This is a genomic window from Stenotrophomonas sp., assembly GCF_031995405.1.
Taxonomy (GTDB): Bacteria; Pseudomonadota; Gammaproteobacteria; order Xanthomonadales; family Xanthomonadaceae; genus Stenotrophomonas.
Map to the genome: position 1 here is coordinate 34,772 of NZ_DAMAGC010000009.1, position 25,966 is coordinate 60,737.

General features: G+C 69.0%; 20 protein-coding genes. 12 read left to right on the plus strand and 8 right to left on the minus strand.

Annotation, left to right across the window (positions count from 1 at the left end; translation table 11 throughout):
- Positions 1-4 precede the first annotated feature (4 nt).
- From RTO53_RS02920 to RTO53_RS02960, 9 genes are all read left to right on the plus strand, one after another.
- Positions 5-2,407, plus strand: a complete 2,403-nt coding sequence (locus RTO53_RS02920; protein WP_312236384.1) for a DUF802 domain-containing protein — start codon at positions 5-7, stop codon at positions 2,405-2,407.
- Positions 2,404-3,051: an OmpA family protein gene (locus RTO53_RS02925; RefSeq protein WP_312236385.1), complete on the plus strand. Its 648-nt coding sequence runs from the start codon at positions 2,404-2,406 to the stop codon at positions 3,049-3,051. Before RTO53_RS02920 ends, RTO53_RS02925 begins: the two co-directional genes overlap by 4 nt.
- Complete coding sequence (locus RTO53_RS02930; RefSeq protein ID WP_312236386.1) at positions 3,041-3,673, plus strand: DUF2894 domain-containing protein; 633 nt, start codon at positions 3,041-3,043, stop codon at positions 3,671-3,673. The genes RTO53_RS02925 and RTO53_RS02930 overlap by 11 nt, the downstream gene beginning before the upstream one ends.
- Positions 3,674-3,969: 296 nt before the next feature.
- The gene (locus RTO53_RS02935; protein WP_312236387.1) at positions 3,970-4,269 is read left to right on the plus strand and encodes a hypothetical protein; all 300 of its coding nucleotides are present in this window, start codon (positions 3,970-3,972) and stop codon (positions 4,267-4,269) included.
- Between the two features lie 10 nt (positions 4,270-4,279).
- Complete coding sequence (gene mgtA / locus RTO53_RS02940) at positions 4,280-7,039, plus strand: magnesium-translocating P-type ATPase (protein WP_312236388.1); 2,760 nt, start codon at positions 4,280-4,282, stop codon at positions 7,037-7,039.
- Positions 7,039-7,776 carry an MgtC/SapB family protein gene (locus tag RTO53_RS02945; RefSeq protein WP_312236389.1) on the plus strand — a complete coding sequence of 246 codons (738 nt, stop codon included), beginning with the start codon at positions 7,039-7,041 and terminating at the stop codon, positions 7,774-7,776. The genes mgtA and RTO53_RS02945 overlap by 1 nt, the downstream gene beginning before the upstream one ends.
- Positions 7,777-7,859: 83 nt before the next feature.
- Positions 7,860-8,918, plus strand: a complete 1,059-nt coding sequence (locus RTO53_RS02950; protein ID WP_312236390.1) for an ATP-binding protein — start codon at positions 7,860-7,862, stop codon at positions 8,916-8,918.
- On the plus strand, positions 8,911-9,546 hold the full coding sequence (locus RTO53_RS02955; protein ID WP_312236391.1) for a response regulator: 636 nt from the start codon (positions 8,911-8,913) through the stop codon (positions 9,544-9,546). The genes RTO53_RS02950 and RTO53_RS02955 overlap by 8 nt, the downstream gene beginning before the upstream one ends.
- A 112-nt stretch (positions 9,547-9,658) precedes the next feature.
- Positions 9,659-11,227: a thioredoxin family protein gene (locus RTO53_RS02960; RefSeq protein WP_312236392.1), complete on the plus strand. Its 1,569-nt coding sequence runs from the start codon at positions 9,659-9,661 to the stop codon at positions 11,225-11,227.
- Positions 11,228-11,307: 80 nt separating this feature from the next.
- Here RTO53_RS02960 and RTO53_RS02965 read toward each other — a convergent pair whose 3' ends face one another.
- The 8 genes from RTO53_RS02965 to RTO53_RS03000 form a co-directional block, all read right to left on the minus strand.
- A complete protein-coding gene (locus tag RTO53_RS02965; RefSeq protein ID WP_312236393.1) occupies positions 11,308-11,700 on the minus strand; it encodes a DUF2628 domain-containing protein in 393 nt (130 codons plus the stop codon).
- 100 nt (positions 11,701-11,800) lie between these two features.
- Positions 11,801-12,562: a 2,3-dihydro-2,3-dihydroxybenzoate dehydrogenase gene (locus tag RTO53_RS02970; RefSeq protein ID WP_312236394.1), complete on the minus strand. Its 762-nt coding sequence runs from the start codon at positions 12,560-12,562 to the stop codon at positions 11,801-11,803.
- Positions 12,553-16,494 (minus strand): amino acid adenylation domain-containing protein, encoded by a 3,942-nt coding sequence (locus RTO53_RS02975; RefSeq protein WP_312236395.1) that lies wholly within the window; start codon positions 16,492-16,494, stop codon positions 12,553-12,555. The genes RTO53_RS02970 and RTO53_RS02975 overlap by 10 nt, the downstream gene beginning before the upstream one ends.
- Positions 16,491-16,757, minus strand: a complete 267-nt coding sequence (locus RTO53_RS02980; RefSeq protein ID WP_312236396.1) for a phosphopantetheine-binding protein — start codon at positions 16,755-16,757, stop codon at positions 16,491-16,493. The genes RTO53_RS02975 and RTO53_RS02980 overlap by 4 nt, the downstream gene beginning before the upstream one ends.
- Positions 16,754-17,389: an isochorismatase family protein gene (locus RTO53_RS02985; RefSeq protein ID WP_312236397.1), complete on the minus strand. Its 636-nt coding sequence runs from the start codon at positions 17,387-17,389 to the stop codon at positions 16,754-16,756. Before RTO53_RS02985 ends, RTO53_RS02980 begins: the two co-directional genes overlap by 4 nt.
- Entirely contained in the window at positions 17,389-19,041 is a 1,653-nt protein-coding gene (locus RTO53_RS02990; protein ID WP_312236398.1) for an AMP-binding protein, read from the minus strand. Before RTO53_RS02990 ends, RTO53_RS02985 begins: the two co-directional genes overlap by 1 nt.
- 16 nt (positions 19,042-19,057) lie before the next feature.
- Positions 19,058-20,239, minus strand: a complete 1,182-nt coding sequence (locus RTO53_RS02995) for an isochorismate synthase (RefSeq protein WP_312236399.1) — start codon at positions 20,237-20,239, stop codon at positions 19,058-19,060.
- Positions 20,236-21,438 (minus strand): MFS transporter, encoded by a 1,203-nt coding sequence (locus RTO53_RS03000; RefSeq protein WP_312236400.1) that lies wholly within the window; start codon positions 21,436-21,438, stop codon positions 20,236-20,238. The genes RTO53_RS02995 and RTO53_RS03000 overlap by 4 nt, the downstream gene beginning before the upstream one ends.
- A gap of 226 nt (positions 21,439-21,664) precedes the next feature.
- Between RTO53_RS03000 and atpC the strand changes: the two genes are divergently transcribed.
- The 3 genes from atpC to RTO53_RS03015 form a co-directional block, all read left to right on the plus strand.
- Positions 21,665-22,126 carry an ATP synthase F1 subunit epsilon gene (gene atpC, locus RTO53_RS03005; protein WP_312236401.1) on the plus strand — a complete coding sequence of 154 codons (462 nt, stop codon included), beginning with the start codon at positions 21,665-21,667 and terminating at the stop codon, positions 22,124-22,126.
- A gap of 323 nt (positions 22,127-22,449) precedes the next feature.
- Positions 22,450-24,825, plus strand: coding sequence for a ribonucleoside-diphosphate reductase subunit alpha (locus tag RTO53_RS03010; protein ID WP_312236402.1), 2,376 nt, complete (start codon positions 22,450-22,452; stop codon positions 24,823-24,825).
- Between the two features lie 131 nt (positions 24,826-24,956).
- The coding region (locus RTO53_RS03015; RefSeq protein ID WP_312236403.1) for a ribonucleotide-diphosphate reductase subunit beta at positions 24,957-25,966 on the plus strand (1,010 nt) is incomplete at its 3' end.

Consider the following 25,966-nt stretch of genomic DNA (forward strand, 5'->3'; position numbering starts at 1 on the left):
CGTCATGTTCAGAACGCTTGTTTACTTCGTTGTCTTCCTTGCCGGCCTGCTGGCGGCGTGCTGGATTGGTGCGGGTTACCTCGGCACCAACCCGGTCGGTGCTGCGGTCGCGGCGGTCATCGTGGCCTGTTACTGCGCCGGTGCGCTGGAACTGTGGCGTTATCGCCAGGCCACGCTCGGCCTGGGCCAGGCGGTGGCGGACGTCGGGGCGGCGCAGGGCGACCTGACCGCCTGGCTGGCGCGCGTGCCCGCCGGACTGCGCAACGCGGTGCGGCTGCGCGTGGATGGCGAACGCATCGCCCTGCCCGCGCCGGTACTGACGCCCTACCTAGTCGGCCTGCTGGTGCTGCTGGGCATGCTCGGCACCTTGCTGGGCATGATGGCCACGCTGCGCGGCACCGGCCTCGCGCTGGAAAGCGCCACCGACCTGCAGGCCATCCGGGGCTCGCTCGGTGCACCGGTGGAGGGCCTGGCGGTAGCGTTTGGCACGTCGATCGCCGGCGTGGCGACCTCGGCGATGCTGGGCCTGCTCGCGGCGCTGTGCCGGCGCGAGCGCCTGCAGGCCGTGCAACTGCTCGACGCGCAGATTGCCACCAGCCTGCACCCGTACTCGCAGGGGTGGCAGCGTGCCGAGGCCTTCCGGATGGCGCAGGCGCAAGCCGAGCTCATGCCGGCGCTGGTCGAGCGCCTGCACGCGTTGAGCGTAGCCATCGAGGAACGCAGTACCCAGACCCACCAGCAGCTGCTCGACAGCCAGCAGCGTTTCCACGCCAAGGCCGATGCCGAGCACGCGCGGCTGGCGGCTGCGGTCGAGCTGGCACTCAAGGACAGCGTGGCAGCCAGCGCCCGCGCGGTCGGTGAAACACTGCAACCGATCATGCAGGACACGATGGCCGCGATTGCCGGTGATACCCGTGCACTGCAACAGCATGTGAGCGCTGCGGTGGAACAGCAGTTGAGCGGGCTCGGCACCGGCCTTGCAGCCAGCCATGCAGCCAACGCCGAGACCTGGCGCGCGGCGCTGGCCGCGCAGCAGCAGAGCAACCAGCACTCGAGCGAGGCGCTGCGCACTGCGCTGGAGCAGCTCAGCACCGAGCACGACCAGCGCGCAGCGGGCCTGCTCGACGCACTCTCCGAGCGCATGGCCGACAACGTCCAGCACTGGAGTGCGGCACAGATCGCGCAGCAGCAGACCCATCAGGCGCTCACCGCCGATCTGCGCGACAGCCTGGCCCGGTTCACCGGTGAACACGCACGCCAGGCCAGCGGCCTGGCCGATGCGCTGGCGGCGCGCCTGGACGCCACCGCCGAACGTTGGGCGACCACCCAGCAGGCCCAGCAGCAGGCCAACGACGGCCTGGTTGCCGCCCTCGACGCCGCATTGCAGCGCTTGACCGACCAGCAGGATGCACGCGCTACCGCGCTGGTCGAATCCCTCGCCACCCGTCTGGAACACAGCAGCGACCAGGCCGCCGGCCTCTGGCGTGCCGCGCTGGATGCGCAGCAGGCCACCAGCACCGCGCTGGCCGAACGCAACCAGGCCGCCTTGTCCGCGGTTGCGGGCAGCTTTGACAGCCAGGCCGCCGCGCTGGTGGAGGCGATGCAGCGGTCGCAGCACACGCTGCAGGACGCACTGGAATCGCGTGATGCGCAGCGCCTGGCCCAATGGAGCGGCGCGTTTGAAACGCTGACCGCCACGCTGGGCGCGCAGTGGTCGCAGACCAGTGCGCAGGTCGCGCAGCGCCAGCAGGCCATCTGCGATGCGCTGGCGCAGACCGCCCAGCAGATCAGCGCGCAGACCCAGGCCCATGCCAGCGACACCATCGCCGAGATTTCGCGACTGGTGCAGGTGGCCTCCGAGGCACCCAAGGCCGCGGCCGACGTGGTGGCCGAACTGCGCCAGAAACTCTCCGACAGCATGGTCCGCGATACCGCGATGCTGGACGAACGCAGCCGCCTGCTGTCCACCCTGGAAACCCTGCTGGATGCGGTCAACCACGCCTCCACCGAGCAGCGCACCGCGGTCGATGCCTTGGTGACCACCTCGGCCGATCTGCTTGAACGCGTCGGCAGCCGCTTCACCGAGCACCTGGCCGTGGAAACCGGCAAGCTCGGCGAGGTGGCCGCGCAGGTCACCGGCAGCGCGGTCGAAGTGGCCAGCCTGGCCGATGCATTCGGCGGGGCGATGCAGGTGTTCGGCACCGCCAGCGCCGATCTCGGCCAGCGCCTGGAGCAGATCGGCACCGCGCTGGACGCCTCCCTGGCACGCAGCGACGAGCAGCTGGCGTACTACGTGGGCCAGGCACGCGAGGTGATCGACCTGAGCGTGCTGTCGCAGAAGCAGATCATCGAGGAACTGCAGCAGCTCGGCACGCGCCGGGGCGCCGCCAAGGCCGCCAGCGCATGAGCGATGAGGTCGAGGTCGACGGCGAGTCCGGCGCACCCATCTGGGCCGCCTTCGGCGACCTGATGTCGGTGCTGCTGGGCGCGTTCGTGCTGATCCTGGTCGGCGTGGTGGCGCTGCAGCTGGAGTTGTCCACCCGCCTGGACCATGAGGTCAAGCAGCGTCAGGCCGAAGCGGCGCGGCGCAAGACCCTGGAACAGGCGCTGGCGGTGCCGCTCGCTGCCGGCCGGGTGACGCTGGTGGACGGCCGCATCGGCATCCGCGGCAGCGTGCTGTTCGCGCTCAATTCCGACCAGTTGCAGCCGGAAGGCCGCGAGCTGCTGAAAAGCCTGGCCGCACCGTTGGCCGAGTATCTGTCCTCGCGCGAGGAGATCCTGATGGTCAGCGGCTTCACCGACGACCGCCAGATGCGCGAGGGCAACCGCCAGTTCGCCGACAACTGGGCGCTGTCGGCCGAGCGCGCGCTTACCGTGACCCGCGCATTGATCGCCGAAGGGGTGCCCGCCTCTGCCGTGTTCGCCGCCGCGTTCGGTGCCGAGCAACCGGTCGGCTCCAATGCCGATGAGGACGGGCGTGCACGCAACCGGCGTGTCGAAATGGCGCCGATTCCGCGGCCGAAGCCCACCAGGGCCAGCGATGGCGGCTAAGCCGGTCGATCCACGCGCGCGGCTGGAACAGTGGCGCCAGCAACAGCTGGATCGGCACGACCCGGTCGCGTTCGCGGTGCTCGATGCATTGCAGGCACGGGCGGCGCGCGCGCAGGGCAGCGTGCGCACGCTGCTGGAGCAACGCTTGTGCGAACGCGTGGCGGCCTACGCCAGCGCGCTTCCACGCGCTTCCCGGCGCGGCGCCAGCGCAGCGCCGCAGCGTGCCGCGCCCTTGGCCGATCTGGTGGCAGAACTGGCGTCCCGCCCGCGGGTGTTGTCCACGCCCGACGCGCCTGCCGACACGTCACCGGCACCGGCCGCCTGGCCTGCCCTGCCTGCGATCGGCGAATTCCGTGCACTGTGGGCCACCGTGCGCAGCCGCAGCCAGGTGCGGCAAACGCTGGCCGCCGCACCCAGCGATGGCGGTCCGCTGAACTCGGCCGTGCTGGTGCATCGTGCGATAACGCTGATGGGCGAGACCTCGCCAGGCTACCTGACACATTTCCTGGCCTACGTGGACAACCTGTCCTGGCTGGAGCCGTTGCAGCCACGCAACGGTACGCCGCCACGCGACGTCGGTCGCATGCCCAAGCCGCGCCGCGCACGCCCGGCCAAGTCCTGATCCACGCGTCGGCCAACGGCCGGCGGCGCACCCTATACCAAGGTATATCGCGGCGAACCCACGGGCATCTAGGCCTGTGGACGTGCGGTGCGGACAATACGCGCACCGGACCGGCGCAATGCGTCGTCCCGGATCCGCCCTTCCGCTACCGGATTTCCCCATGGATCCCGATCCTGCCGGGCGCCACGCGCCCCTGATCCGCCCCCTGCCCTGTTCCACCCCGGCGTCCGGCCGGCGGCTTCGGCTCGACTGAGCCACGGGAAGCCGACGGGCGCTGCCTGCCCGGAGGCTTTCCGATGAACTACAAGATCCTCTACATCACCCTGCGCCGCCTGATCGGTGAGCGCAACGTCGCCGCGCTGCGCAGCCAGCTGCTTCAGCATGGCGCACCGCTGTTCGCCCGCGCACTGGCACTGGGCTCGGCGCGGATCATCGCCGATGCCCTGAGCCTGCTGCCGATCGCCGAGCGGATCAGCGTGCTGCGCCACCTGCCCGCGCCCGTCCGTACCGCCATGAAGCCGCTGTGCTCGCGCGGCAACCCCCGCTTTTCGCTGCCGCCGGTGACGTTTTCCGTCGCCCGCGCGCAGCTCGTCTGAGGAGTTCCCCATGACCCTGCTCAACGCATGGTTCGATGCCTTCCTGCGCAGCCGTCGCGCCGGGGGCCTGTTCCGTCGCCGGGCGCTGCCCGAAGCGGGCATCGGCCGCGGCGCGGCCTCGGCGGTGCCGGTGGACTTCAGCGAGGGCCTGCTGCGGCTGGCACATGCGCCGTTGGCCAGTGCACTGGCCGGGCTGGATTCGCACCCCGATGGCCTGGGCATGCATGACGCCGCCGAGCGGCTCGACAAGGTCGGCCCCAACGAGATCGATCACGAAAAGCCGCTGCCGTGGTGGCGCCATCTGTGGCAGTGCTACCGCAATCCGTTCAACCTGCTGCTGACCGTGTTGGCGGTAGTCTCCTGGCTCACCGACGACCTCAAGGCCACCGTGGTGATCGGCACCATGGTGCTGCTGTCCACCCTGATCCGCTTCATCCAGGAAGGCCGCTCCAACCGCGCCGCCGAGCGGCTCAAGGCGCTGGTCGGCAACAACGCGCGGGTGCTGCGGCGCTCGGCGGGGACCGAGGCGGCGGCGCTGGCCGACCAGTACTTCGGCGCGCACCTGCACAGTGCGCGGCGCGTGCAGCAGCGCTCGCTGCCGATCCGCGAGCTGGTGCCCGGCGACCACATCGTGCTCTCGGCCGGCGACATGATTCCGGCCGATTGCCGCGTGCTCACGGCCAAGGACCTGTTCGTGGCGCAGGCGGCGATGACCGGCGAGTCGCTGCCGGTGGAGAAGTTCGCGGTGCCCGATGTGGCCCAGGCCAACCTGCTGGAGCAGCCCAACCTGTTGTTCATGGGCACCAACGTGGTGTCCGGCACGGCCACGGCCGTCGTGCTGGCCACCGGCAACCGCACCTGCTTTGGCACCATCGCCCAGCGCAGCACCGCCACCGAGCGCGCGCCCACCGCCTTCCAGGCTGGCGTCAACAGCGTCAGCTGGCTGCTGATCCGCTTCGCGCTGGTGATGGTGCCGTTCGTGCTGGTGGTCAACGGCGTGACCAAGGGCGACTGGACCGAGGCGTTCCTGTTCGCGCTGTCGGTGGCGGTCGGGCTGACCCCGGAGATGCTGCCGATGATCGTCACCTCCACCCTGGCCAAGGGCGCGGTGCTGCTGTCGCGGCGCAAGGTGATCGTCAAGCGCCTGGATGCGATCCAGAACTTCGGTGCGATGGACGTACTGTGCACCGACAAGACCGGCACCCTCACCCAGGACCGGATCGCGCTGGAGCGGCATACCGATGTGTTCGGCAACGACTCGCAGGACGTGCTCGCGTTCGCCTACCTCAACAGCCACTTCCAGACCGGGCTGAGCAACCTGCTCGACCGGGCGGTGCTGGAGCACGTGGAGCTGCAGACCGAACTGCGCCTGGCCCAGGACTACCGCAAGGTCGATGAGATTCCGTTCGACTTCGAGCGCCGCCGCATGTCGGTGGTGGTGTCCGAGCGCGACGACCACCACGAGCTGATCTGCAAGGGCGCGGTGGAAGAGATGCTGGCGGTGTGCAGCACCGTGCGCGAAGACGGGCGCGACCTGCCGCTTGACGCGGCCCGGCTGGCGCGGGTGCGGCAGACCACCGAAGAACTCAACGAACAGGGCCTGCGCGTGGTGGCGGTGGCCATGAAGGAAACCCCGGCTACCCAGCAGGTGTATTCGCAGGCCGATGAGCAGGGACTCACCCTGCTCGGGTACGTGGCGTTCCTGGACCCGCCCAAGGAATCCACCGCGCAGGCCCTGCAGGCGCTGGCGGCGCTGGGCGTGGAGGTCAAGGTGTTCACCGGCGACAACGAGCTGGTTACCGCGCGGGTGTGCGCCCAGGTCGGCCTGCGGGCCGATGCGATCCTCACCGGCCCGCAGATCGAGCGCATGGACGACGCCGCCATTGCCGACGCGCTCAGCCGCCACCGTGTGTTCGCCCGGCTCACGCCGCTGCACAAGGAGCGGCTGGTGCGTGCGCTGCGCGCGCAGGGCAAGGTGGTCGGGTTCCTCGGCGATGGCATCAACGATGCGCCGGCACTACGCGCGGCCGATATCGGCATCAGCGTGGACAGCGCGGTGGACATCGCCAAGGAAGCGGCTGACATCATCCTGCTCGAGAAGAGCCTGATGGTGCTCGAAGAAGGCGTCATCCAGGGCCGGCGCACCTTCAGCAACATGCTCAAGTACATCCGCATGACGGCCAGTTCCAACTTCGGCAATGTGTTCTCGGTGCTGGTGGCCTCTGCGTTCCTGCCGTTCCTGCCGATGCTGCCGCTGCAACTGCTGGTGCAGAACCTGCTGTACGACATCTCGCAGATCGCCATTCCCTTCGACAACGTGGACGAGGAGCTGGTGCGCCGGCCGCTGAAGTGGAATCCGGCGGACATCGGCCGCTTCATGGTGTTCTTCGGCCCGATCAGCTCGATCTTCGACCTGAGCTGCTTTGCGCTGATGTGGTACGTGTTCGACGCGCGCACCGTGGCCGACCAGAGCCTGTTCCAGTCCGGCTGGTTCGTGGTGGGCCTGCTCACCCAGACCCTGATCGTGCACATGATCCGCACGCCCAAGGTGCCGTTCGTGCAGAGCATCGCCGCACCGCCGCTGCTGGTGATGACCGGGCTGATCATGGCCATCGGTGTGCTGCTGCCGATGAGCCCGCTGGCCGGCTACTTCAAGCTGCAGGCCCTGCCGCCGGGCTACTGGCCGTTCCTGGTCGCGATCCTGTTCGGCTATGCGGTGCTGACCACGTTGTTGAAGAAGGTCTACATCCGTCGTTACGGGTGGCAGTGATGGATCTCAATCCGCATCTGCCGCCGTTCAACGCGGGGGCCACGCTCAGCACCCTGATCAGCCTGGGCACGGCCTTCGTGCTGGGTTCGGCGATCGGGCTGGAGCGGCAGCTGCGCCAGCGCACTGCCGGGCTGCGCACCAACACGCTGGTGGCGGTGGGCGCGGCGGTGTTCGTCGACCTGGCCGTGCGTTTCCACGACATGTACGGCGGGCCACCCTCGCCGCTGCATGTGGTGGCCTATGTGATCTCCGGCGTCGGCTTCCTCGGCGCCGGGGCGATCATGAAGGACGGTGCACAGGTGTCTGGACTGAACACCGCTGCCACGCTGTGGGGCTCGGCAGCGGTGGGCGCCTGCGCCGGGATCAAGCTGTTGCCCGAGGCGGTACTGGCCGCGCTGTTCGTGCTGGCCGCCAACACGCTGCTGCGGCCGGTGGTCAACCGCATCCAGCGGCAACCGCTGCAGGAGGCCTCCGGCGAGGCGACCTATGCGGTGACCGTGATCTGCCAGCGTGACCGGCAGGCCGACGTACTGGACCAGCTGCTGGTGCTGCTGGAGCAGGCGCACTACCCGGTACGCGCGGTGGAGCCGCGCCCGTTCGGCGACCGCGACGTGGAAATCGAAGCCGTGCTGTATGCGACGGCGGTGGATGCCGATGAGCTGGACGCCGTGCTGGCCGCGCTGTCGGGCATGCCCGGCGTGCTGCAGGCGTTCTGGAATGCCGCCCTGGAAGACTGACACCTGGCCACCACGGTGCCGATGCTATGCTCCGCGCGCCGCTTCCCGCGGCGCTCCACCCTGTACCAACGGGAGTCGTTCCGATGCCCTCTTCGCCTTCGCGGCATACCCTGGCCCTGCTCGGCCTGGGCGTGGTCATGGCCGCGATCTTCGCCGCCGATACGCTGACCGATTACGCCGTGGCCGCCGCGTGCTTCTATGCGGCGGTGATCCTGGCCGCGTCACGGGTCATGAGCGCCCGCGGATTGGTCCTGCTGGCGGCGATCTGCATCGCGCTGACCGGGCTGAGCTTCTTCCTGACCCGCTTCGGCACCTACCGCATCGGCCTGGTCAACTCGGCCATCGGCATGCTGGTGATCGTCATCACCACCTACCTGTCGCTGAAAATGGAGGCGGCCAAGGCCGCCGTGCAGGAAGCGCAGGCGCGGCTGCTGCGCGTTGCGCGCGCCTCCACGGTGGGCGAGTTGACCACCTCCATCGCGCATGAAGTGAACCAGCCGCTGGCCGCCATCGCCAGCAGTGCCGAGGCCAGCCAGCGCTGGCTGGCGCAGCAGCCGCCGAACGTGGAGAAGGCGCGCCAGACCCTGGCCCGCATCCTCGCCGACGCGCACCGCGCCAGCGATGTGATCGCGCGCATCCGTGGGTTGACCCAGGGCGCCAGCCCGGAACGGCGCGGTTTCGATCTCAACCAGGCAGTGCTGGAGATGCTGGCGCTGTCGCGCAGCGAGCTGGAGCAGCACGCGGTGGCGGTGACCACACAGTTCGATGACGAACTGCCGCTGGTGTTCGGCGATCGCGTACAGGTGCAGCAGGTGATCGGCAACCTCATCCTCAATGCGGTGGATGCGATGGCCGAGATTCCCGTCGGGGGGCGTCGCCTGACCCTGCGCAGCATCCGCGTGGATGATGCCCGGGTTGCACTGAGCGTGCGCGACCACGGCAGCGGGCTGCCGCTGGAAGCACCAGAGCGCGTGTTCGATGCATTCTGGACCACCAAATCCGGCGGCCTTGGGCTGGGTTTGAGCCTGAGCCGCAGCATCCTCGAGGCCAACGGGGGCCGGATCCGCGCCGAGCCTGCCGAGGGCGGTGGCGCACGTTTCGTGTTCGAGTTGCCGGTCGTTGCCGGGGCCGATCATGGCTAAGCCTGCCGCACCGGCCAGCGAGCCGGCACCGATCGTCTACGTGGTCGACGACGACCATTCGGTGCGTGCCGCGCTGGAAGACCTGCTGGCCTCGATGGGGCTGCAGGTGCGCGCCTTCGAGTCGATCGCCGCCTTCCTGCAGCATCCCCGCGAGGACGCGCCGGCCTGCCTGGTGCTGGACGTACGCATGCCCGGCCAGAGCGGGCTGGAGTTCCATCGGCAGATGGCCAGCCACGGTTTGACCCTGCCGGTGGTGTTCATCACCGGGCACGGCGACATCGCCATGGGCGTGGCGGCGATGAAGGAAGGCGCCATCGAATTCCTGACCAAGCCGTTCCGTGACCAGGAACTGCTGGATGCGATCCACCTCGGCATCGAGCGCGACCGGCTGCGCCGCCGCGAAGACGATGCGCTGGACATCCTGCGCCAGCGCTGGGTGGCACTCACCGCTGGCGAACGCGACGTGGTGGACGGAGTGGTGCGTGGCCGGCTCAACAAGCAGATCGCCGCCGAATTGGGGGTCAGCGAGATCACGGTGAAGGTGCGCCGCGCCAACGTGATGCGCAAGATGCAGGCCCGCACCCTCGTCGATCTGGTGCGGATGTACGACCGGTTGGGGCCGGGCTGATCACCGCAGCGACTGGGCAGATAAGCAATCGGCATGAACCGGCACCGCTGCACGGGGCGGCAGCTTCCTAGAATGCAGGCTGGCCGCGCCCGCGGCACCTCTTCCTAGCTGGATGTTGCCGATGCGCTCTGCCCTGCCCCTCGCCCTGCTTGCCCTGTGCACCGCGCTTGCCGCGTGCCGGCAGACCCCGTCGGCCAGTCCGGTGGCCACTGCGGAAGCGGCACCCGTCGCCGAGGAAATCGCCTGGCGACAGGGCGATGTGGAGGATGCGTTCGCCGATGCGCAGCAGTCCGGCAAGCCGGTGCTGCTGTACTGGGGTGCGGTGTGGTGCCCGCCGTGCAACAAACTCAAGGCGACCCTGTTCCGTGATCCGGCCTTCATCGCGCTCACCCGCCAGTACGTGCCGGTGTACCTGGACGGCGACCAGGAAGGGGCGCAGGCGCTGGGCGAGCAGTTCGGCGTGCGCGGGTATCCCACCCTGATCGTGCTCGATCCGCAGCGCCACGAAATCACCCGCCTGGCCGGTGGCAACGACAGTGCCGAACTGACCCGCGCACTTACCCTGGCGGCCAAACGACGCACCGCCGTGGCCGATGTGCTGCGGGTGGCCGTGGTGTCGCCGCAGCGGGTGTCCGAAGACGACTGGCGTGTGCTGGGCGATTACGGCTGGGAAGTGGATGCCAACCGCTTGTCCGGACAGCGCGACCCGGCGGTGCTGTTGCGGCAGTTGGCCGCCGCCGCCCCGGCGCCGGCCCTGCAGCGGCGCTTCGCCCTGCTCGCCCTGGGTGCGGAGGCCACCGGCAAGGACAACGCGGCGCCCGGCAGCGAGGCCCGCGAACAGGCGCGCGCCCTGCTGACCACGGTGCTGGCGACGCCAGCCGAGGTGCGCGCCAATCGCGATCTCCTTGGCTACCAGGGCCCGGCCCTGGTGGCACGTGCCGCGGCGTCGCCCGAACAGGGTGAGCAGTTGAGTGCGCAACTGCTGGCTGCGTTGGAGCGCGCCGATGCGGCCCAGGACAATGCCGCCGATGCACGCCTGTCCAGCGTGGTCACCGCGCTGACGCTGTTCAAGCAACAGCATGCCGAGGCGCCGGTACCGGCGGCGTTGGCGGAGAAGGCGCATGCGCGGGTCGCCGAAGCCGATGCGGCGGCCAAGACCCCGCACGAGCGGCAGGCGACGATCAGCACGGCGGTGTACGTGCTGCGCGAGGTCGGCGACGACGCGGCGGCGGAAAAGCTGCTGCTGGCCGAGCTGGATCGCAGCCAGACCCCGTACTACTACATGCCCGAGCTGGCCGAACTGGCCGAGGCACGCGGCGACAGGGACGCGGCGCTGGAATGGTTGCGCAAGGCCTACGCAGGCGCGCAGGGGCAAGCCACGCGGGTGCAGTGGGGCGTGCTGTACGTGGAGGGGCTGGTGCGGCTGCGTCCCGAGGACAACGCGGCGATCGAACAGGCGACTGCGCAGGTGATCGCCGAACTGGATGCGCAGCCGGCCGGCTACCACCAGCGCACGCGGCAGCGGTTCGAGCGGTTGGCGGGCACGCTGCAGACCTGGAGCCGGGCCCATCATGGCCAGGACACGCTGGGACGCCTGCAGGCGCGCATGGGTGAAACGTGCGCGAAGGCCGCGCCCGGCGCAGATGCCGGTGCGGCATGCGGGCGTTGGCTGAAAAGCTGACGGCACGAGTTCGTGCCGGCCGTTGGCCGGCTCCCCCGGACAACGAGGGCTGCGTGGACCGCAGCCCTCGCCGGTTCAACTCAGAAACGCATGCCTTCAAACAGATTCCAACTCTGCCGTTGCAGGCGCTCCTTCTGGTAGTACGCGTAGTTGCAGACCAGCCCCGCCATCATGCTGCAGCCGATCGACGCCCCGAACTGCAGGCGCGGCGCCAGCCAGTCCGGTGCGAGGGCGCACAGCACCTGCAGGGCGATGGCGATCAGCAACCACACGATCGCCTTCTTCCACAGGCCGAAGGCGAACAGCGCGATCGCCCCGAAGAAGAATGCCCAGACGTTGAAATTGACGCGCAGCTTGTCACTCCAGCGCGGCAGCGCCTTCAATGCCTGCTTGAACCCCGGCGCATTTGGGGCGCCGTGTTCCTTGAAGAACGCGAAACGCTGCTCCCACTTTTCCCCGCGGGGCTTGACCATTGACGACATCCTGCTGCTTCTCCTGCCTGTAAAGCAGCGCAGGATGCACGGCTGGCGGGCCGAAATACATGCAACTAGTACGAAACACGCGCCACGCCGCTCAGCCGCGCAGGGTGGCGCCGCCGTCGACATACAGATCGCTCATGGCGACGTGGCCGGCCTGCTCGGACAGCAGGAACATGACTGCCTGGGCAATGTCGGCCGGGGTGGCCAGTTTGCGTAGCGGAATGCCCGCCTTGTAGGTTTCGGGATTGCCTTCTATCACGCGCCGGGCACCGTCTGCGTCCTCCCACATGCCGGTCTGCATGGGCGTCAGGGTGGACCCGGGTGCGACGATGTTGCAGCGGATGCCAAGCGGCGCCAGCTCCAGCCCGAGGCAACGGGTGAACATGGTGGCCGCGGCCTTGGACGCGGCATAGGCGGCCATGCCGTGGCGCGGAACACCGGCAGCGTTGGAGCTCACGGTCACGATGCCGCCCTGGCCACGCGGGCTCATCGCCCGCGCCAGCGCACGGCAGACATGGAACACCCCGTCGGTGTTGACCGCGAACACGCGCCGCCATTGCGCGTCATCGATCTGGTCCACCGTACCCACCTGCAGCACGCCGGCAACGTTGATGCCAAAACCGATCGGACCGAGCGTGGTCTCGGCCCAGGCGACCACGGCGTTCACCGCTTCGGCGTCGCTGACATCCAGTGACCGCGCATGCAGGTTGGCGTGCTCAGGCAGCACCGGTGCCGCAAGATCGGTGGCGATCACCACGCTGCCGCTATCCAGCAGCAGCTGTACCAGTGCCGCGCCGATGCCACCTGCAGCGCCGGTGACCAGTGCGAGGGTGCCGTCGAATCCGGTCAGTTGCATGCGGGTGTTTCCTTTGCTGAGGCAAGCGCGGGGGACGTATCCCAGCACTGCAGATGGGCGGACAGCCACGGCGCAATCCGGGCCACGGCATCGCGGCCGGTCAGCTCTGCATGCAGGAACGGCAGTTCATGAGCGTCCACCTGCCCTGCATGCGCGTTCCACAGTGCGGATTGAAGATGCGGGCGGGCGGCGTGGTCGCGGCCAGCGCGCACGTGCCGCAGGCGGCCGCCGTAGTGGCGGTGATGGTGCGCGCGGATGAGCGTGTTGGTGCCGGTGACGGCGCGCACCACGCCGTCCAGTACGGCATCGGGCAGGTTGCCCAGCGCGCTGTCGCCACGGCGCAGGAACGCCAGGATGCGCGCGCGGCTGTCCAGCTCGGGATGCGCGTCGGGGTCGTGCCCGGCAATGGCCAGCAAGGCGCGCAGCGCAGCCACGGGATCGGGCGCGGGTTCGGCGCGCCAGCATTCGCTGGGGTAGGCATCCAGCAGCACCAGCTCGCCCACCTGGCGCCCCAGCGCCTGCAGGCGCACCGCCATGGCCTGGGCGATGATCCCGCCGACCGACCAGCCCAGCAGGTGGACGACACCGTCGGGCTGGACCGATTGCACGCGGTCCACATAGCGGGCCGCGAGCGCGTCGATGCTGTCCGGCAGCGGTTGAGCCGTGTCCAGTGCGGGCGACTGCAGCCCGTGCACGTCGCGGGCCGGGTGCAGGGCGCGGGCCAGGTCACGGTAATTCCAGGCGATACCCCCTGCAGGGTGCACCACGAACAGCGGTGCCCTGCCCGGCTCGCCCCGCGCCAGGCTGATCAAGGGCGCCAGGCCGTCGTCGGTGTCGCCGGCAGGCGCGTCCAGCAGCGCGGCCAGGCCCGCTACGGTCGGGTGGGCGAACACCGCGCCTAGGCCCGGATCGCGCTGCCAACGGTGCTGGATGGCCAGCAGCAGGTGCACTGCCGACAGCGAATCGCCGCCGAGAGTGAAGAAGTCGGCGTCGGCGCTGACCGGCGCGTCCCGCCCCAATACCTGCACGAACAGCGCGGCGAGCAGCGTCTCGGTTTCCGTATGCGGCGCGCGGCCGTCCTGCGCCTGCAGCGAAGGCGCGGGCAGCGCATTGCGATCGAGCTTGCCGTTGGCGGTCACCGGCCATTGCTCGACCACGACCAGGGCGCTGGGCAGCATATAGTCCGGCAGGCGTGCGGCGATCCCGGTGCGAATCCGGTCGACGCAGAGCGCCTCGCCAGACACGTAGCCGACCAGGCGACGCTCACCCGCCCGGTCCTCGCGCAGCAGCACCTCCGCGCGGGTCACGCCGTGCTGGGAACGCAGCGCGGTGTCGATTTCACCCAGTTCGATGCGCAGGCCGCGCAGCTTCACCTGGTGGTCACTGCGGCCCAGGTACTCCACCGCACCATCGGTGCGCCAGCGGGCGACATCGCCGCTGCGGTACAGCCGGCCGCCGGCCATGTGCGGATCGTCCAGGAAGCGCTCGGCAGTAAGATCGTCGCGGCCGAGGTAGCCGCGTGCCAGTTGCACCCCGCCCAGGTACAGGTCGCCCGGCACGCCGGGCGGCAGCGCACGCAGCTGCGCGTCGAGCACGTAGAGCCGCGTGTTCCAGACCGGGTGACCGATCGGCACCGGGTGGGAGCGGTCTTCGCGGGTCGCGGGCCATGCGCTCACGTCCACGGCGGCTTCGGTCGGCCCGTAAAGGTTGTGCAGTTGCGCATCGACGGTGGCGTGGAAGCGATCGCGCAGCGATGGCTCCAGCGCTTCGCCGCTGGTGAATACCCGGCGCAGTGTCAGGCCTTGTGCGGCAGGAACCGCCAGGAATGCATCCAGCATCGAGGGCACGAAATGTACCGTGGTGATGGCCTGTTCGCGGATCAGCGTCGCCAGCACGGTCGGATCACGGTGTGCGTCCGGCGCGGCGATCACCAGCGTGGCGCCGCACAGCAACGGCAGGAAGAACTCCCAGACCGACACATCGAAGGTCGCCGGGGTCTTCTGCAGGATGCGCTCGTCGCTGCCGAAGCCGTAATGGCAGCGCATCCATTCCAGCCGGTTGACGATTGCGCGGTGTTCGATCAGCACGCCCTTGGGGTCTCCGGTCGAGCCGGAGGTGTAGATCACGTAGGCCGCGTCCTGCGGCTGCACCGTGTCGGCCAGCGTGGCGTCGTCCGTGTCGTTCCATGCCTGGGGTGACACCACCGGCAGGCCGGGGAAACGGGCTGCATCGTGGTCCTGCGCCAGTACGCAGACCGGCTGCGCGGACGCGAGTATGCGCGCCAGTCGTGCATCGGGATGGGCCAGGTCGATCGGCAGGTAGGCCGCGCCCGCCCGCAGCACCGCCACCAGTGCGACCACCAGCTCAAGCGAACGCGGCAATGCGATCACCACCCGCGACTCGCGCCCTGCCCCCAGCGCCTGCAACTGCAGTGCCAGTGCGCGGCTGCGGCGCTCCAACGCGGCGTAGCTCAGCGTCTGGCCCGCGAACGCCAGCGCGATGGCGGTCGGGTGGGTCTGCATCGCGGCCGTCAGCAAGGCGCCCAGCGATACGTCCGGCACGGGCCGCGCGGTTGCGTTGACCTCGTACAGGTAGCGCTGCGCCTCGGCCGGCGTCGCCAGGGCGATATCGTCCATCCGCCCCTCGCGATCATGCACCTCCAGCGTCGCGCCGATGAAGTGCAGCAGACGATCGGCATGCGCGCTCACCTGCGCGGGGTCGTAAAGGGTCGGGTTGGCTTCGATTTCCAGGTCCAGCAGCGTGCTGCCATCGCCGCGGAATCCGAACGTGATGTCCTCCACCGGGCCGGTACCGAGCACCTCCAGCCGGGCCTGCACACCGGCCAGCGTCAGTGGCCGATAGAACGGCTGCACGTTGACCATCGGGCCATGCAGGCGGCGTTGGCCACCGACCAGGCCCAGGTCCCGGCGCAGCTGTTCGCCACGATAGCGGCCGTGGCGGCGGCCGCGCAGCAGGCCACGCGCGATCGTGCGGACGAAACCTGCCACGCTGTCATCCGACGCGCTCACGCGCAGCGGCAGCACGTTCATCACCATGCCCGGCACGCGCGCCGACACACTGCCCAGCCGGCCCATGAACGGCACGCCCAGCACCACCTCGTCCAGCGCGCTGAAACGCTGGCAGTACGCAGCCGTCAGCGCGCTCAGAAGGTCCGGCCACGGTTGCCCGATCTGCCGCGCGGCGGCCTGCACGCGGGCGCGCAACGCGTCCGGCACGTGGTGGACCAGGCGCCGCGCATCAGCCGCGGCGGAAGCGGACGCGCCGGCAAGGCCTTCCGCCGCCGGCGCGCCCGTCATGTACTGCCGCCAGTACGCGGCATCGGTACGCCGCCGCGCACTGCCCGCGTAGGCGGCGTCCTCGGCGATCACCGGGGCGAACGCAGCCAGTCCGGGATGCGCGCCGCCGTTGCCGGCGTAGAGGGCGCATACCCGCTCGCTGAACAGTGCCATCCCGTAGCCGTCGGTGGCCAGGTGGTGGACGCGCAGGTACCAGACGTAGCGCTCGTTGCCGAGGACGAACAGGCAGTGATGCGCCAGCCGGTCCCGCGCAGGGTCCACCGGCTGCAGCCGGTCCTGGTCCATCGCGGCGCGGGTCGCTGCGGCAGGATCGGTCTGCAGGCGCACGTCCACCACCCGCACCGTGGGCACGTGGTCCGGGTCATGCCACTGCTGCGGTTGGCCATCGTCGCCCCGCGTGACGCGCAGCGCGAACGCATCGGCGTCACGCGCGGCAGCGTCCGCTGCGGCAACGAAGCCGCGGACGTCGAGCGCACCGTCAATCCAGACCGCATGCGCGGTATTGAACGCGGCCGGCGCGTCGGCCAGGCGCTGCGCGTACCACAGCCCGGTCTGTGCCTCGGTCAGCGGGTGACGCGCGGCGGCTTCATCGGCCTGGTCGACGCGTGCGTTCATGCGCGTTCGGCGCTGGCCTGCAGCCGCTGCACCACGCCCCACCAGCCGGCCAGCGTGGCGTGCTCGGCCAGATGGCTGAACTCCAGCGGGATCCCGCTCTCGCCCCAGGCCAGCACCAGGCCCAGCACCCGCATCGAATCCAGTCCCAGGTCGATGAGATTGTCGTCGTCGCCGATGGTCTCCGGCGCTTCACCCAGCATGCCGGCCACGTCGGTGCGCATGCGTTCCAGGTCCAGGGTGGCGGTGCGGGTAGCGGGGCTCATGCCAGGGTCTCCAGCAGCTGGTCGGTGGTCAGGGGCACGCCGCAGGTCCGCGCGATCAGCTGCATCGCCATATCGTGATCGGCGCGGGAGAAATCGGCCACGGCATCGGCGGCGATGAAGGCCTCGATATCGCGCTGGAACGCCTCGCTCACCGTCGCCGCGCAGCCGATATGCGCGTACACGCCGGTGACCAGCAACTGGTCGCGGCCGCGCGCGCGCATCAGCGTTTCCAGGTTGCTGCGCTGGAACGCGCTGTAGCGGTGCTTGACCAGTACGTGGTCACCCGCCGCCGGGGCCAGCGCGGCGAGAATCGTTTCGTGTTCCGGCGTGGCGCGCATGCCCGGCCCCCACAGGTCGGCCTGCAGGCCGCGGTCGCGGCGATCCTGGTCACCGCGCTGGGCGGTGTAGAACACCGGAATGCCGCGTGCGCGGCAACGCTGCAGCAGGCGGGCAATATTGGCCACGGCCGGCGCCAGCGGTGCCGCATCGGCGGCGAACGCGGCCAGGAAGTACGCCTGCATGTCGTGCACCAGCAGGGCCAGGCGCTCGCTTCGCGGCTGCCAGGCGCCGCGCGGGGCCGGCAGCTCGCTGGCCAGCGGCAGGGAATACTCGGCAATCTTCGGCAGCGCCATCAGCGCGGTCCTCCTGTCTGTTGGATGTAACGTTCGCGCAGCTGCGCGCGCAGCTCGCGGCGGCTGATCTTGCCCACCGCCGTAGTGCCGAATGCATCGACGAACACCACCTGGTCGGGCACCTTGAACGCGGCCAGGCCACGTCCGCGCACCCAGGCCTTGAGGCCGGCTGCCGTTGGCGGCGTATTCCGTGCGATCACGAACGCGCAGCTGCGCTCGCCCAAGTACGGATCGGGCATGGACACCACGGCCGCATCGAACACATCGGCGTGCGCCAGCAGGTGGTCTTCGATCTCTTCGGCCGAAATCTTCTCGCCGGCGCGGTTGATGTGATCCCCGGCCCTGCCCTGCACCACCAGGTAGCCACCGGCCAGCTGCTGCACCATGTCGCCGGTGCGGTAATAGCCGTCCTCGGTGAACGCGCGCGCGTTGGCGGCCGGATCGTTGTGGTAGGCGCGGATCGTGTACGGGCCACGCGTGAGCAGATGGCCAACGGCGCCCTCGGCGCCCGGATGGCCGTTGTCATCCACCACCAGCACGTCGTCGTCGGGCGAGATCGGGCGGCCCTGCGTGCCCACCACCACATCGAGCGGGTCGTGCAGCCGCGTGTAGTTCACCAGCCCCTCGGCCATGCCGAACACCTGCTGCAACTGGCAGCCCAGTGAATCGATCACCCGCCTGGCCGCTTCCGGCACCAGCTTGGCACCGCCCACCTGCATCACCTTCAGGCTGGACAGGTCATGTGTCGTGGTGGTTGCAGCCTGTGCCCACAGCAACGCCAACGGCGGTACCAGGCCGACACAGGTGACGCCCTCGCGCGCGATCAACGGGAAGGTGGCGTCCGGGCCGGGTCCGGGACTCAGCACGACCCGCGCACCGGCGTACAGCGCACCGAAGAAGCCGGGCGAGCTCATCGGGAAGTTGTGCGCCGCCGGCAGTGCGACCAGGTACACGCTGTCGCGGTCGATACCGCAGAGCGCGTTGCTGGCACGGAACGAATAGATGTAGTCGTCGTGCGTGCGCGGGATCAGCTTGGACAGCCCGGTACTGCCGCCGGACAGCTGCAGGAACGCCACCGACTGCGGGTCCGGATCGGCCGGCAGCTGCGCGACATCCCCTTCAAGCGTCGCAACAGCGGTGAACTCGGCGGGGTCGCCGACGATCAGCACATGCTGCACCGACGGCACCGCCGCCTGCAGGTCACGCGCCAGGGTGCGGTAATCGAAGCCGTTATGGCTGGACGCCGCAACGTAACCCCGCGCCTGCGCCGTGCGCACGACGTGGGTCACCTCGGTGAGGCGGTGCGCGGGCAGCGCATACACCGGGATCAATCCGGCACGCATGAGCCCGCAGACGACCGTCACGAATTCGGGAACATTCCCCAGCTGCACCACCACGCGGTCGCCCGGCAGCAGTCCGACAGCGAGCAGGCCCGCGCCGATCCGGCCGGCTTCCTGCCACACCCGGGCATAGCTCAGGCGGACCTCGCCCGCCACCACCGCGATGTCGTCGGCGTAGCGTTCGGCGCGATCGCGCAGGAAACCGGGGAAGGTTTCGCCACGCCAGTAACCCGCGGCGCGGTAGCGGGCCACCAGCGCCGGCGGCCAGGTCTGGCGCAGCGGGATCAGGGCGGATTCGGCCGTGTCGTTCATCAGCAACTCCATTGACTCATGCAGAAGGCACGTGGTCGACGCCGAGGGCGTTCAACAGCGCGCCGAATTTTGCGGCGGTTTCGGCCACTTCCAGCGCGGGCTCCGAATCGGCGACGATGCCGGCCCCGGCGTAGACCCGCGCCTGCCGGCCCTGCACCCGCGCGCAGCGGATCGCCACGTACCAGTCGCCGTCGCCGTCGGCATCGGTCCAGCCCACCGCACCGGCATAGAAGCCACGGGGCACCGGCTCCAACGCGCGGATCGTATCCAGCGCCAGCTGACGCGGCGTGCCGCACACCGCCGGGGTGGGATGCAGGGCGGCCACCAATGCGGACACCGGCGTGGTGGCATCGATCAGCGTCGCTTCGATGCGCGTGCCCAGGTGCCACATGGTCGCCGTGGCGTGCAGCGAAGGTCGCGCATCGGCCTGGACATCGCTGCACCACGGCGCCAACGCGGCGACGATGGCCTCGACCACGTGGCGATGTTCGTCGTGGTCTTTCGCCGAGCCTAGCAGGGCCTGCGCGGTGCGCGCATCTTCGGCGGGATCGGCACAGCGCCGCGCCGATCCGGCCAGCGGATGCGACAGCACGCGCGTGCCACGTCGCGACACCAGCAGCTCCGGCGTGGCACCGACCAGCCAGGCCGGCGGTGCCTGCGCCTCCACCGGCAGCGGCACCAGATACGTGGCCACGCTCGGATCATGGCCCAGGCGCGCGGCAAGCTCGCGCGGTGCGATGGGCTGCTCACTGTGCAGATGAAGGCTGCGCGCCAGCACCACCTTGTGCAGGTCCGGCGCCGGCTGCTGCAGGCCGGTCAGGGCGCGGCCGACCGCATCGGCATAGTGCTGCGCGCTCGGCTCGGCGCTGACAGTGCCGCTGAAGCGCGGTACCGGCGGTGCCGGCAGTGCTGCCGCCGCAGGCGCCAGCCATTCCGGCTGGTGCAGGGCATCGTCGGCCTGCGGATCGAACGGCAGCGCGCCCACCAGCAACGGCAGGCCGGCACGCGGCGCGGCAAAGAACGCGGCAACCCGCGCGGCGAGGCTGGCGGTGCCACCCCTGGGCAGAGGTGCACGGCAGCCGCGCGCATCCAGCGAACGCAGCGGCGCGCGCAGCAGGAACTGCGCCGTGGCGACCGCCTCGTCCGCGTTGCCACCGTCTTCCTCGCGCAGCGAGCGCGGCTGCAGGCTGTCGTTCATGCCGTCACCGCCGCGCGATGCCGCATGGCCGCGATGGACAGCACCAGCAACAGCACGCCCACCAGCACATACGGCGCACTCGGTCGCCATTGATACAGCAGCGTGCCCAGCATCGGCCCGATCACCATGCCCAGTCCCTGCACCGATGCCACCGTGCCCGCCGCTGCGCCCTGCTCGTGCGCCTGCACCGAATCGGCGGCGAGTGCCTGGAACGAAGGAAATACGAAACCCATGCCGAACGCGGCCACGGCGTAGGCAAGCAGCAGCTCCCAACGCGCATCCACCAGCGCGACCGACGCAAAGCCAAGCGCCGAGATCAATGCACCGATGGCGATCCAGCGACGCGGCGGCACCCCGCCCAGCTTCATCACCAGGATCTGCGCGAGGATAAGGCCGACGCCCACCGCAGTGAGCGCAAGCCCGGCCGCCTGCGCGCCGTCGGCCGGCGACAGCTGCAGCCGGTCGATGGCGAAGAACCCCACCGTGACCTGCGCGATGGTCACCGAGACCATTGCCGCGAATACCGCCAGCATCGGCAGGCGCAGGCGTGAATCGGTCCAGCCCAGACGCTGGCGCGGACCGGCCGGCATCGCCGCAGCCACCGGCGCATCGGCCGGCAACCGCCACGCGATCACCGCCAGTGACAGCAGTGGCAGCAGTGCGGCCACGTACAAGGTCAGCGACAGCTGGTGGAAGGCGATCCATCCCGCAGCGGCCGGCCCGATCACCATGCCCAGCGCATTGGCGCTGCCCAGCTTGGCCATCGCCGCCGCGCGTTGCCCGGGCGCGGCGCCGTCGGCCACCATCGCCGCCGCGGTCGGCGGTACCGCAGCGTAGAACAAGCCCACCAGCGCCCGCGTTCCCACCAGCACCGCCACCGACAGCCACAGCGCTGGCGGCCTGGCCAGCGCGGCATCGACGAACACCGCCATCACCACATAGATGACCACGTAGGCGGCCAGTGCGATCAGCAGCACGCGCTTGCGCCCGATCCGGTCGCTCAACGTGCCCCAACGGCGTGCAGACAGCATCCACAGCACGCCGGCGGCAGTCACCGACAGGCCTGCATGCCATTCGGCCAGGCCGAGCAGCCGCACCACCGGCCCCACCACCGCCACGAACGCCATCATCGCCATCGTGCCGGTCAGGGCGGCGAACACCAGGGCCGGTAAACCGGGTACTACCGAACGTTCACGCATGAACCACCACCGCCAATCAGAGGGAGGGCGCGCGGCGCAGCAGCGCGGCGCGTCGGATTGATCGGCTTGGGCGATCAAGGTCGCCGTGGCTATCCATTCAAATGATAACAGGTCGCATTCGCAGTTTCCTGCAGGCGGTGGTGCGACGTTCAGCACGTTGACGTCGATCAACCCGCACACACATCGGCCCGACTAAGCTGGGTCCACCCCACCTTGGCACTGTGCAATGGCGTCATTTCCCCCCATCACCTCCCTGCCCGGCATCGTGGCCGACGTCGCGCAGGGGCTGTCGGTGCAGATCCTCAGCTTGACCGGTGAAATCTGGAGCGGCGACGTGCGCGAGATCAGCCTGCCCGGCAGCGAGGGTCGTTTTGGCGTGTTGGCGCAGCACGCGCCGCTGCTGGCCACGCTGCGCGAAGGCATGGTCTCGGTATTTCCGCTGGCCGCCGAACCGCCGCTGCACGTCTACGTGTCCGGCGGGCATGTCGAGGTACAGCCGGGCAAGGTCATCGTGCTGGCCGACCTGGGCCTGCGCAGCGAAAACCTGGACGACGCACGCGCCCGCGCCGCACGCGAGGCCGCCGTCTCACCGATGGCCGCCGAACTGACCAACCCGGACAACGCCAAGGTGCATGCCGAGCTGGCGTGGCAGCGCGTGCAGCACCTGCGCTCGCTGCCCTGGAAATAGCCCCTTCGCCACCGGCGGGAGCGACCGCACGGCTGCGGCGTTTGGTCACGTTCCGGCACCTCATCAACCCAACATATGATGTTGACGATGAGGCAGACCCACACTATGTTGTGTTCATCGGCTCCCCGCTACCGCCAGGCCCGGTTCCGCGTCGCGCCCCCGCAGACCCCGCCGGTCGCAGGGCGTGACCACCCGAACGGCGCCTGGTTGCGAGTGCTTTGCCCGGACACTTCCGGGGATGATCCCCCTGCCTCCATGACGCCCGCCCGGCCGCCGCGATGCCTGCATCGCGACGCGACAACTGCGCACCGCATGGATTGACGATGATCACCGACGACACCCCCCTCTCCGCACCCTCCTCCGCTTCCTTCGATCCCACCGCCACGGTCGGCGGCGATGGCCTGTGGATCACCAAGGAAGGCGGCAACCGGCGCATGCCGTTCGACCCGCCACGCCTGCTGCGCTCCATCCAGGCCGTGCATGCCGAGTTCCCGCACCTGGACCTGGCCGACTACCAGCGCGCCGTGCTCGCGCTGGTGCACCGGCGCGAGCAGCTCAACGCCGATGACCTGGTCGACCTGCTGATCCGCGAAGCCGAGTCACGCATCGACCTGGTCGCGCCGGACTGGGAGCACTTCGCCGCGCGGCTGTACCTGCGCCGGTTGTACAAGCGCGCCAGCAAGAACCGCTTCTACGATGCGAGCCTCAAGTACGGTTCCTACGTGGGCCTGCAGGAAAGCCTGGCCGACCGCAACGTGTACTCCATCGACATCCTCAAGGCCTATTCCAAGGAAGAACTGGAAGAGGCCGGGCGCATGATCGAGCCCGACCGCGACCTGCTGTTCGCCTACAACGGGCTGTACCTGCTGGCCACGCGCTACCTGGCGACCGACCACTCGCGCGCGGTCTACGAACTGCCGCAGGAGCGCTGGCTGACCATCGCGCTGTACCTGATGCAGAACGAGCATCTCAGTGGCGACCGTACCCGCGCACGGCGCATGCGCCTGGTGCGCGAAGCCTACTGGGCGCTGTCGCACCTGTACATGACCGTGGCCACGCCAACCCTGGCCAACGCCGGCAAGGTCGGCGGACAGTTGTCGTCGTGCTTCATCGACACCGTCGACGACAGCCTGCAGGGCATCTACGACTCCAACACCGACGTGGCCCGCGTGTCCAAGCATGGCGGCGGCGTGGGGGCGTACCTGGGCTATGTGCGCTCGGCAGGCGCGGCGATCCGCGGCGTGGCCAACTCCTCCGGCGGCGTGGTGCCGTGGATCAAGCAGCTCAACAACACCGCGGTCAGCGTCGACCAGCTCGGCCAGCGCAAGGGCGCCATCGCGGTGTACCTGGATGTGTGGCATCGCGACATCGAGGCCTTCCTCGACCTGCGCCTGAACAACGGCGACCAACGCCTGCGCGCGCACGACGTGTTCACCTCGGTATGCCTGCCGGACCTGTTCATGGAGGCGGTGGAACGGCGCGGCGACTGGTATCTGTTCGATCCGTACGAAGTGAAGCGGATCAAGGGCTGGTACCTGCAGGACTTCCACGATGAGCAGCGCGGCCAGGGCAGTTTCCGCGAACGTTATGCCGAGGTCGTCGCCGACGAACGCATCAGCCGTCGCACGATCAAGGCCATCGACCTGTTCAAGCGGATCATGGTCAGCCAGCTGGAGACCGGCAACCCTTTCATGTTCTACCGGGACGAAGTGAACCGGATGAACCCCAACAAGCACGCCGGCAAGGTGTATTCCAGCAACCTGTGCACCGAGATCCTGCAGAACATGAGCCCTACCCGGCTGATGCAGGAGATGATCAGTGGCGACCAGATCGTCACCACCCGCCAGGCGGGCGATTTCGTGGTGTGCAACCTGTCCTCGATCAACCTCGGCCGCGCGGTCACCGCCGCGCCGGACCTGCTGTCCAGTGACGTGCTCGAGCGACTGGTGCCGATCCAGGTGCGCATGCTCGACAACGTCATCGACCTCAACCAGTTGCCCGTGCCGCAGGCCACCATCACCAACCGCAAGTACCGCGCGATCGGGCTGGGCACCTTCGGCTGGCACCATCTGCTCGCACTCAAGCAGATCGACTGGAATGACGCCCAGGCCGAGGACTACGCCGACAGTCTCTACGAGCGCATCAACTACCTGGCCATCCAGGCCAGCATGCGCCTGGCCGAAGAGAAGGGCCGCTACAGCACCTTCCTCGGCAGCGACTGGCAGACCGGCGAATACTTCCGCGCCCGCGGCTATGACAGCCCGGCCTGGCAGGAACTGGCCGCGCAGGTCAGCGTGCACGGCCTGCGCAACGGCTGGCTGCTGGCGGTGGCGCCGAACATGAGCACCGCGCAGATCGCCGGGTCCAGTGCCTCGATCGACCCGGTGTACGGCGCGTTCTACTATGAGGAGAAGAAGGACTTCCGCCGCCCGGTGGCGGCACCGGGATTGTCGCTGGAGACCTACCCGTACTACGAAAAGGGCGCCTACCGCCTGGACCAGTTCGCCAGCATCCGCCAGAACGCGCGCCGCCAGCGCCACGTGGACCAGTCGATCAGCTTCAACCTCTACGTTCCCAGCACCATCCGCGCCAGCACCCTGCTCGCCCTGCACATGAGCGCCTGGCGCGAAGGCCTGAAAACCACCTACTACGTGCGCTCCAACGATATCGACATCACCGAGTGCGAGTGGTGCGGGTAGGCGCATCGCCTTCGCGCTGATGCTCCCATGGGCCGCTTGGCAAACCATGGCCCCCGCCCCCCCCCCTCCAGATCCCCGCCGCTTCGCGGCCGCCCCCTGACGCAGGGGGCTCTGCTCCCGGACACTCTTCCATGGCCATCCCCCTCGAACGCATCAAGATCCTCGAACCGCGCCACCCCAACCGCTCCACTGGCATCATCAACGGGCGGACCAGCGGCATCCTCAACTGGAACGACATCCCCTACCCGTCCTTCTACCGGGCCTACAAAGAGCTCTCGACCAACTTCTGGATCCCCGACGAAGTCGACATGAAAGGCGACGCGCGTGGGTACGGCGAGCTCAACGCGCGCGAGAAGAACGCGTACGATTCCATCATCGGCCTGCTGGCCACGCTGGATTCGCCACAGACCCGCTTCATCTACAACGTCGCCGAATACATCACCGACCCCGCCGCGCACGCCAATGCCGCGATCATCGGCCAGCAGGAGGTGATCCACAACGAGAGCTACAGCTACGTGCTGGCCTCCATTGCCGGGCTGGCCGACCAGAACCGGGTGTTCGAGATTGCCCGCACCCACCCCACCATCCAGGCGCGCAACCAGCCGATCATGCAGTCCTACGACGACTTCATGCGCGAGAAGACCGCCGAAACGCTGATCCGTTCGCTGATCCAGTCCTCGATCCTGGAAGGCATCAACTTCTATTCCGGCTTCGCGTTCTTCTACAACCTCGTGCGGCAGAACCGCATGACCGGCACCGGCAAGATCATCAGCTTCATCAACCGCGACGAACTGGCGCACACCAAGTTCATCAGCGAGCTCATCCGCGCCATCATCGGCGAGAACCCGCAGCTGCAGGGCGACGCGCTCACCGCCTACGTGCACGACGCCTTCGAGCACGCCATCGCGCTGGAGACCCGCTGGACCGGTGAGGTACTGGACGGCATCGACGGTATCGACGTGGACGAGATGATCCGCTACGTGAAGTACCGCGCCAACAAGATGGCCGGCATGCTCGGCATCGAGAAGCTCTACAGCGACACCCATGTCAACGTGATGCCGTGGATCAAGGCCTATGCCGACAACTTCACCGAAACCAAGACCGACTTCTTCGAGATGCGCAACGCCAGTTACAAGAAGAC

What these genes read in the sequence shown, in the direction of transcription:
- RTO53_RS02920 (WP_312236384.1), top strand. Translation starts at nt 5, where the DNA reads ATGTTCAGAACGCTTGTTTACTTCGTTGTCTTCCTTGCCGGCCTGCTG.
- RTO53_RS02925 (WP_312236385.1), top strand. Translation starts at nt 2,404, where the DNA reads ATGAGCGATGAGGTCGAGGTCGACGGCGAGTCCGGCGCACCCATCTGG.
- RTO53_RS02930 (WP_312236386.1), top strand. Translation starts at nt 3,041, where the DNA reads ATGGCGGCTAAGCCGGTCGATCCACGCGCGCGGCTGGAACAGTGGCGC.
- RTO53_RS02935 (WP_312236387.1), top strand. Translation starts at nt 3,970, where the DNA reads ATGAACTACAAGATCCTCTACATCACCCTGCGCCGCCTGATCGGTGAG.
- mgtA (WP_312236388.1), top strand. Translation starts at nt 4,280, where the DNA reads ATGACCCTGCTCAACGCATGGTTCGATGCCTTCCTGCGCAGCCGTCGC.
- RTO53_RS02945 (WP_312236389.1), top strand. Translation starts at nt 7,039, where the DNA reads ATGGATCTCAATCCGCATCTGCCGCCGTTCAACGCGGGGGCCACGCTC.
- RTO53_RS02950 (WP_312236390.1), top strand. Translation starts at nt 7,860, where the DNA reads ATGCCCTCTTCGCCTTCGCGGCATACCCTGGCCCTGCTCGGCCTGGGC.
- RTO53_RS02955 (WP_312236391.1), top strand. Translation starts at nt 8,911, where the DNA reads ATGGCTAAGCCTGCCGCACCGGCCAGCGAGCCGGCACCGATCGTCTAC.
- RTO53_RS02960 (WP_312236392.1), top strand. Translation starts at nt 9,659, where the DNA reads ATGTTGCCGATGCGCTCTGCCCTGCCCCTCGCCCTGCTTGCCCTGTGC.
- RTO53_RS02965 (WP_312236393.1), bottom strand. Translation starts at nt 11,700, where the DNA reads ATGGTCAAGCCCCGCGGGGAAAAGTGGGAGCAGCGTTTCGCGTTCTTC.
- RTO53_RS02970 (WP_312236394.1), bottom strand. Translation starts at nt 12,562, where the DNA reads ATGCAACTGACCGGATTCGACGGCACCCTCGCACTGGTCACCGGCGCT.
- RTO53_RS02975 (WP_312236395.1), bottom strand. Translation starts at nt 16,494, where the DNA reads ATGAACGCACGCGTCGACCAGGCCGATGAAGCCGCCGCGCGTCACCCG.
- RTO53_RS02980 (WP_312236396.1), bottom strand. Translation starts at nt 16,757, where the DNA reads ATGAGCCCCGCTACCCGCACCGCCACCCTGGACCTGGAACGCATGCGC.
- RTO53_RS02985 (WP_312236397.1), bottom strand. Translation starts at nt 17,389, where the DNA reads ATGGCGCTGCCGAAGATTGCCGAGTATTCCCTGCCGCTGGCCAGCGAG.
- RTO53_RS02990 (WP_312236398.1), bottom strand. Translation starts at nt 19,041, where the DNA reads ATGAACGACACGGCCGAATCCGCCCTGATCCCGCTGCGCCAGACCTGG.
- RTO53_RS02995 (WP_312236399.1), bottom strand. Translation starts at nt 20,239, where the DNA reads ATGAACGACAGCCTGCAGCCGCGCTCGCTGCGCGAGGAAGACGGTGGC.
- RTO53_RS03000 (WP_312236400.1), bottom strand. Translation starts at nt 21,438, where the DNA reads ATGCGTGAACGTTCGGTAGTACCCGGTTTACCGGCCCTGGTGTTCGCC.
- atpC (WP_312236401.1), top strand. Translation starts at nt 21,665, where the DNA reads ATGGCGTCATTTCCCCCCATCACCTCCCTGCCCGGCATCGTGGCCGAC.
- RTO53_RS03010 (WP_312236402.1), top strand. Translation starts at nt 22,450, where the DNA reads ATGATCACCGACGACACCCCCCTCTCCGCACCCTCCTCCGCTTCCTTC.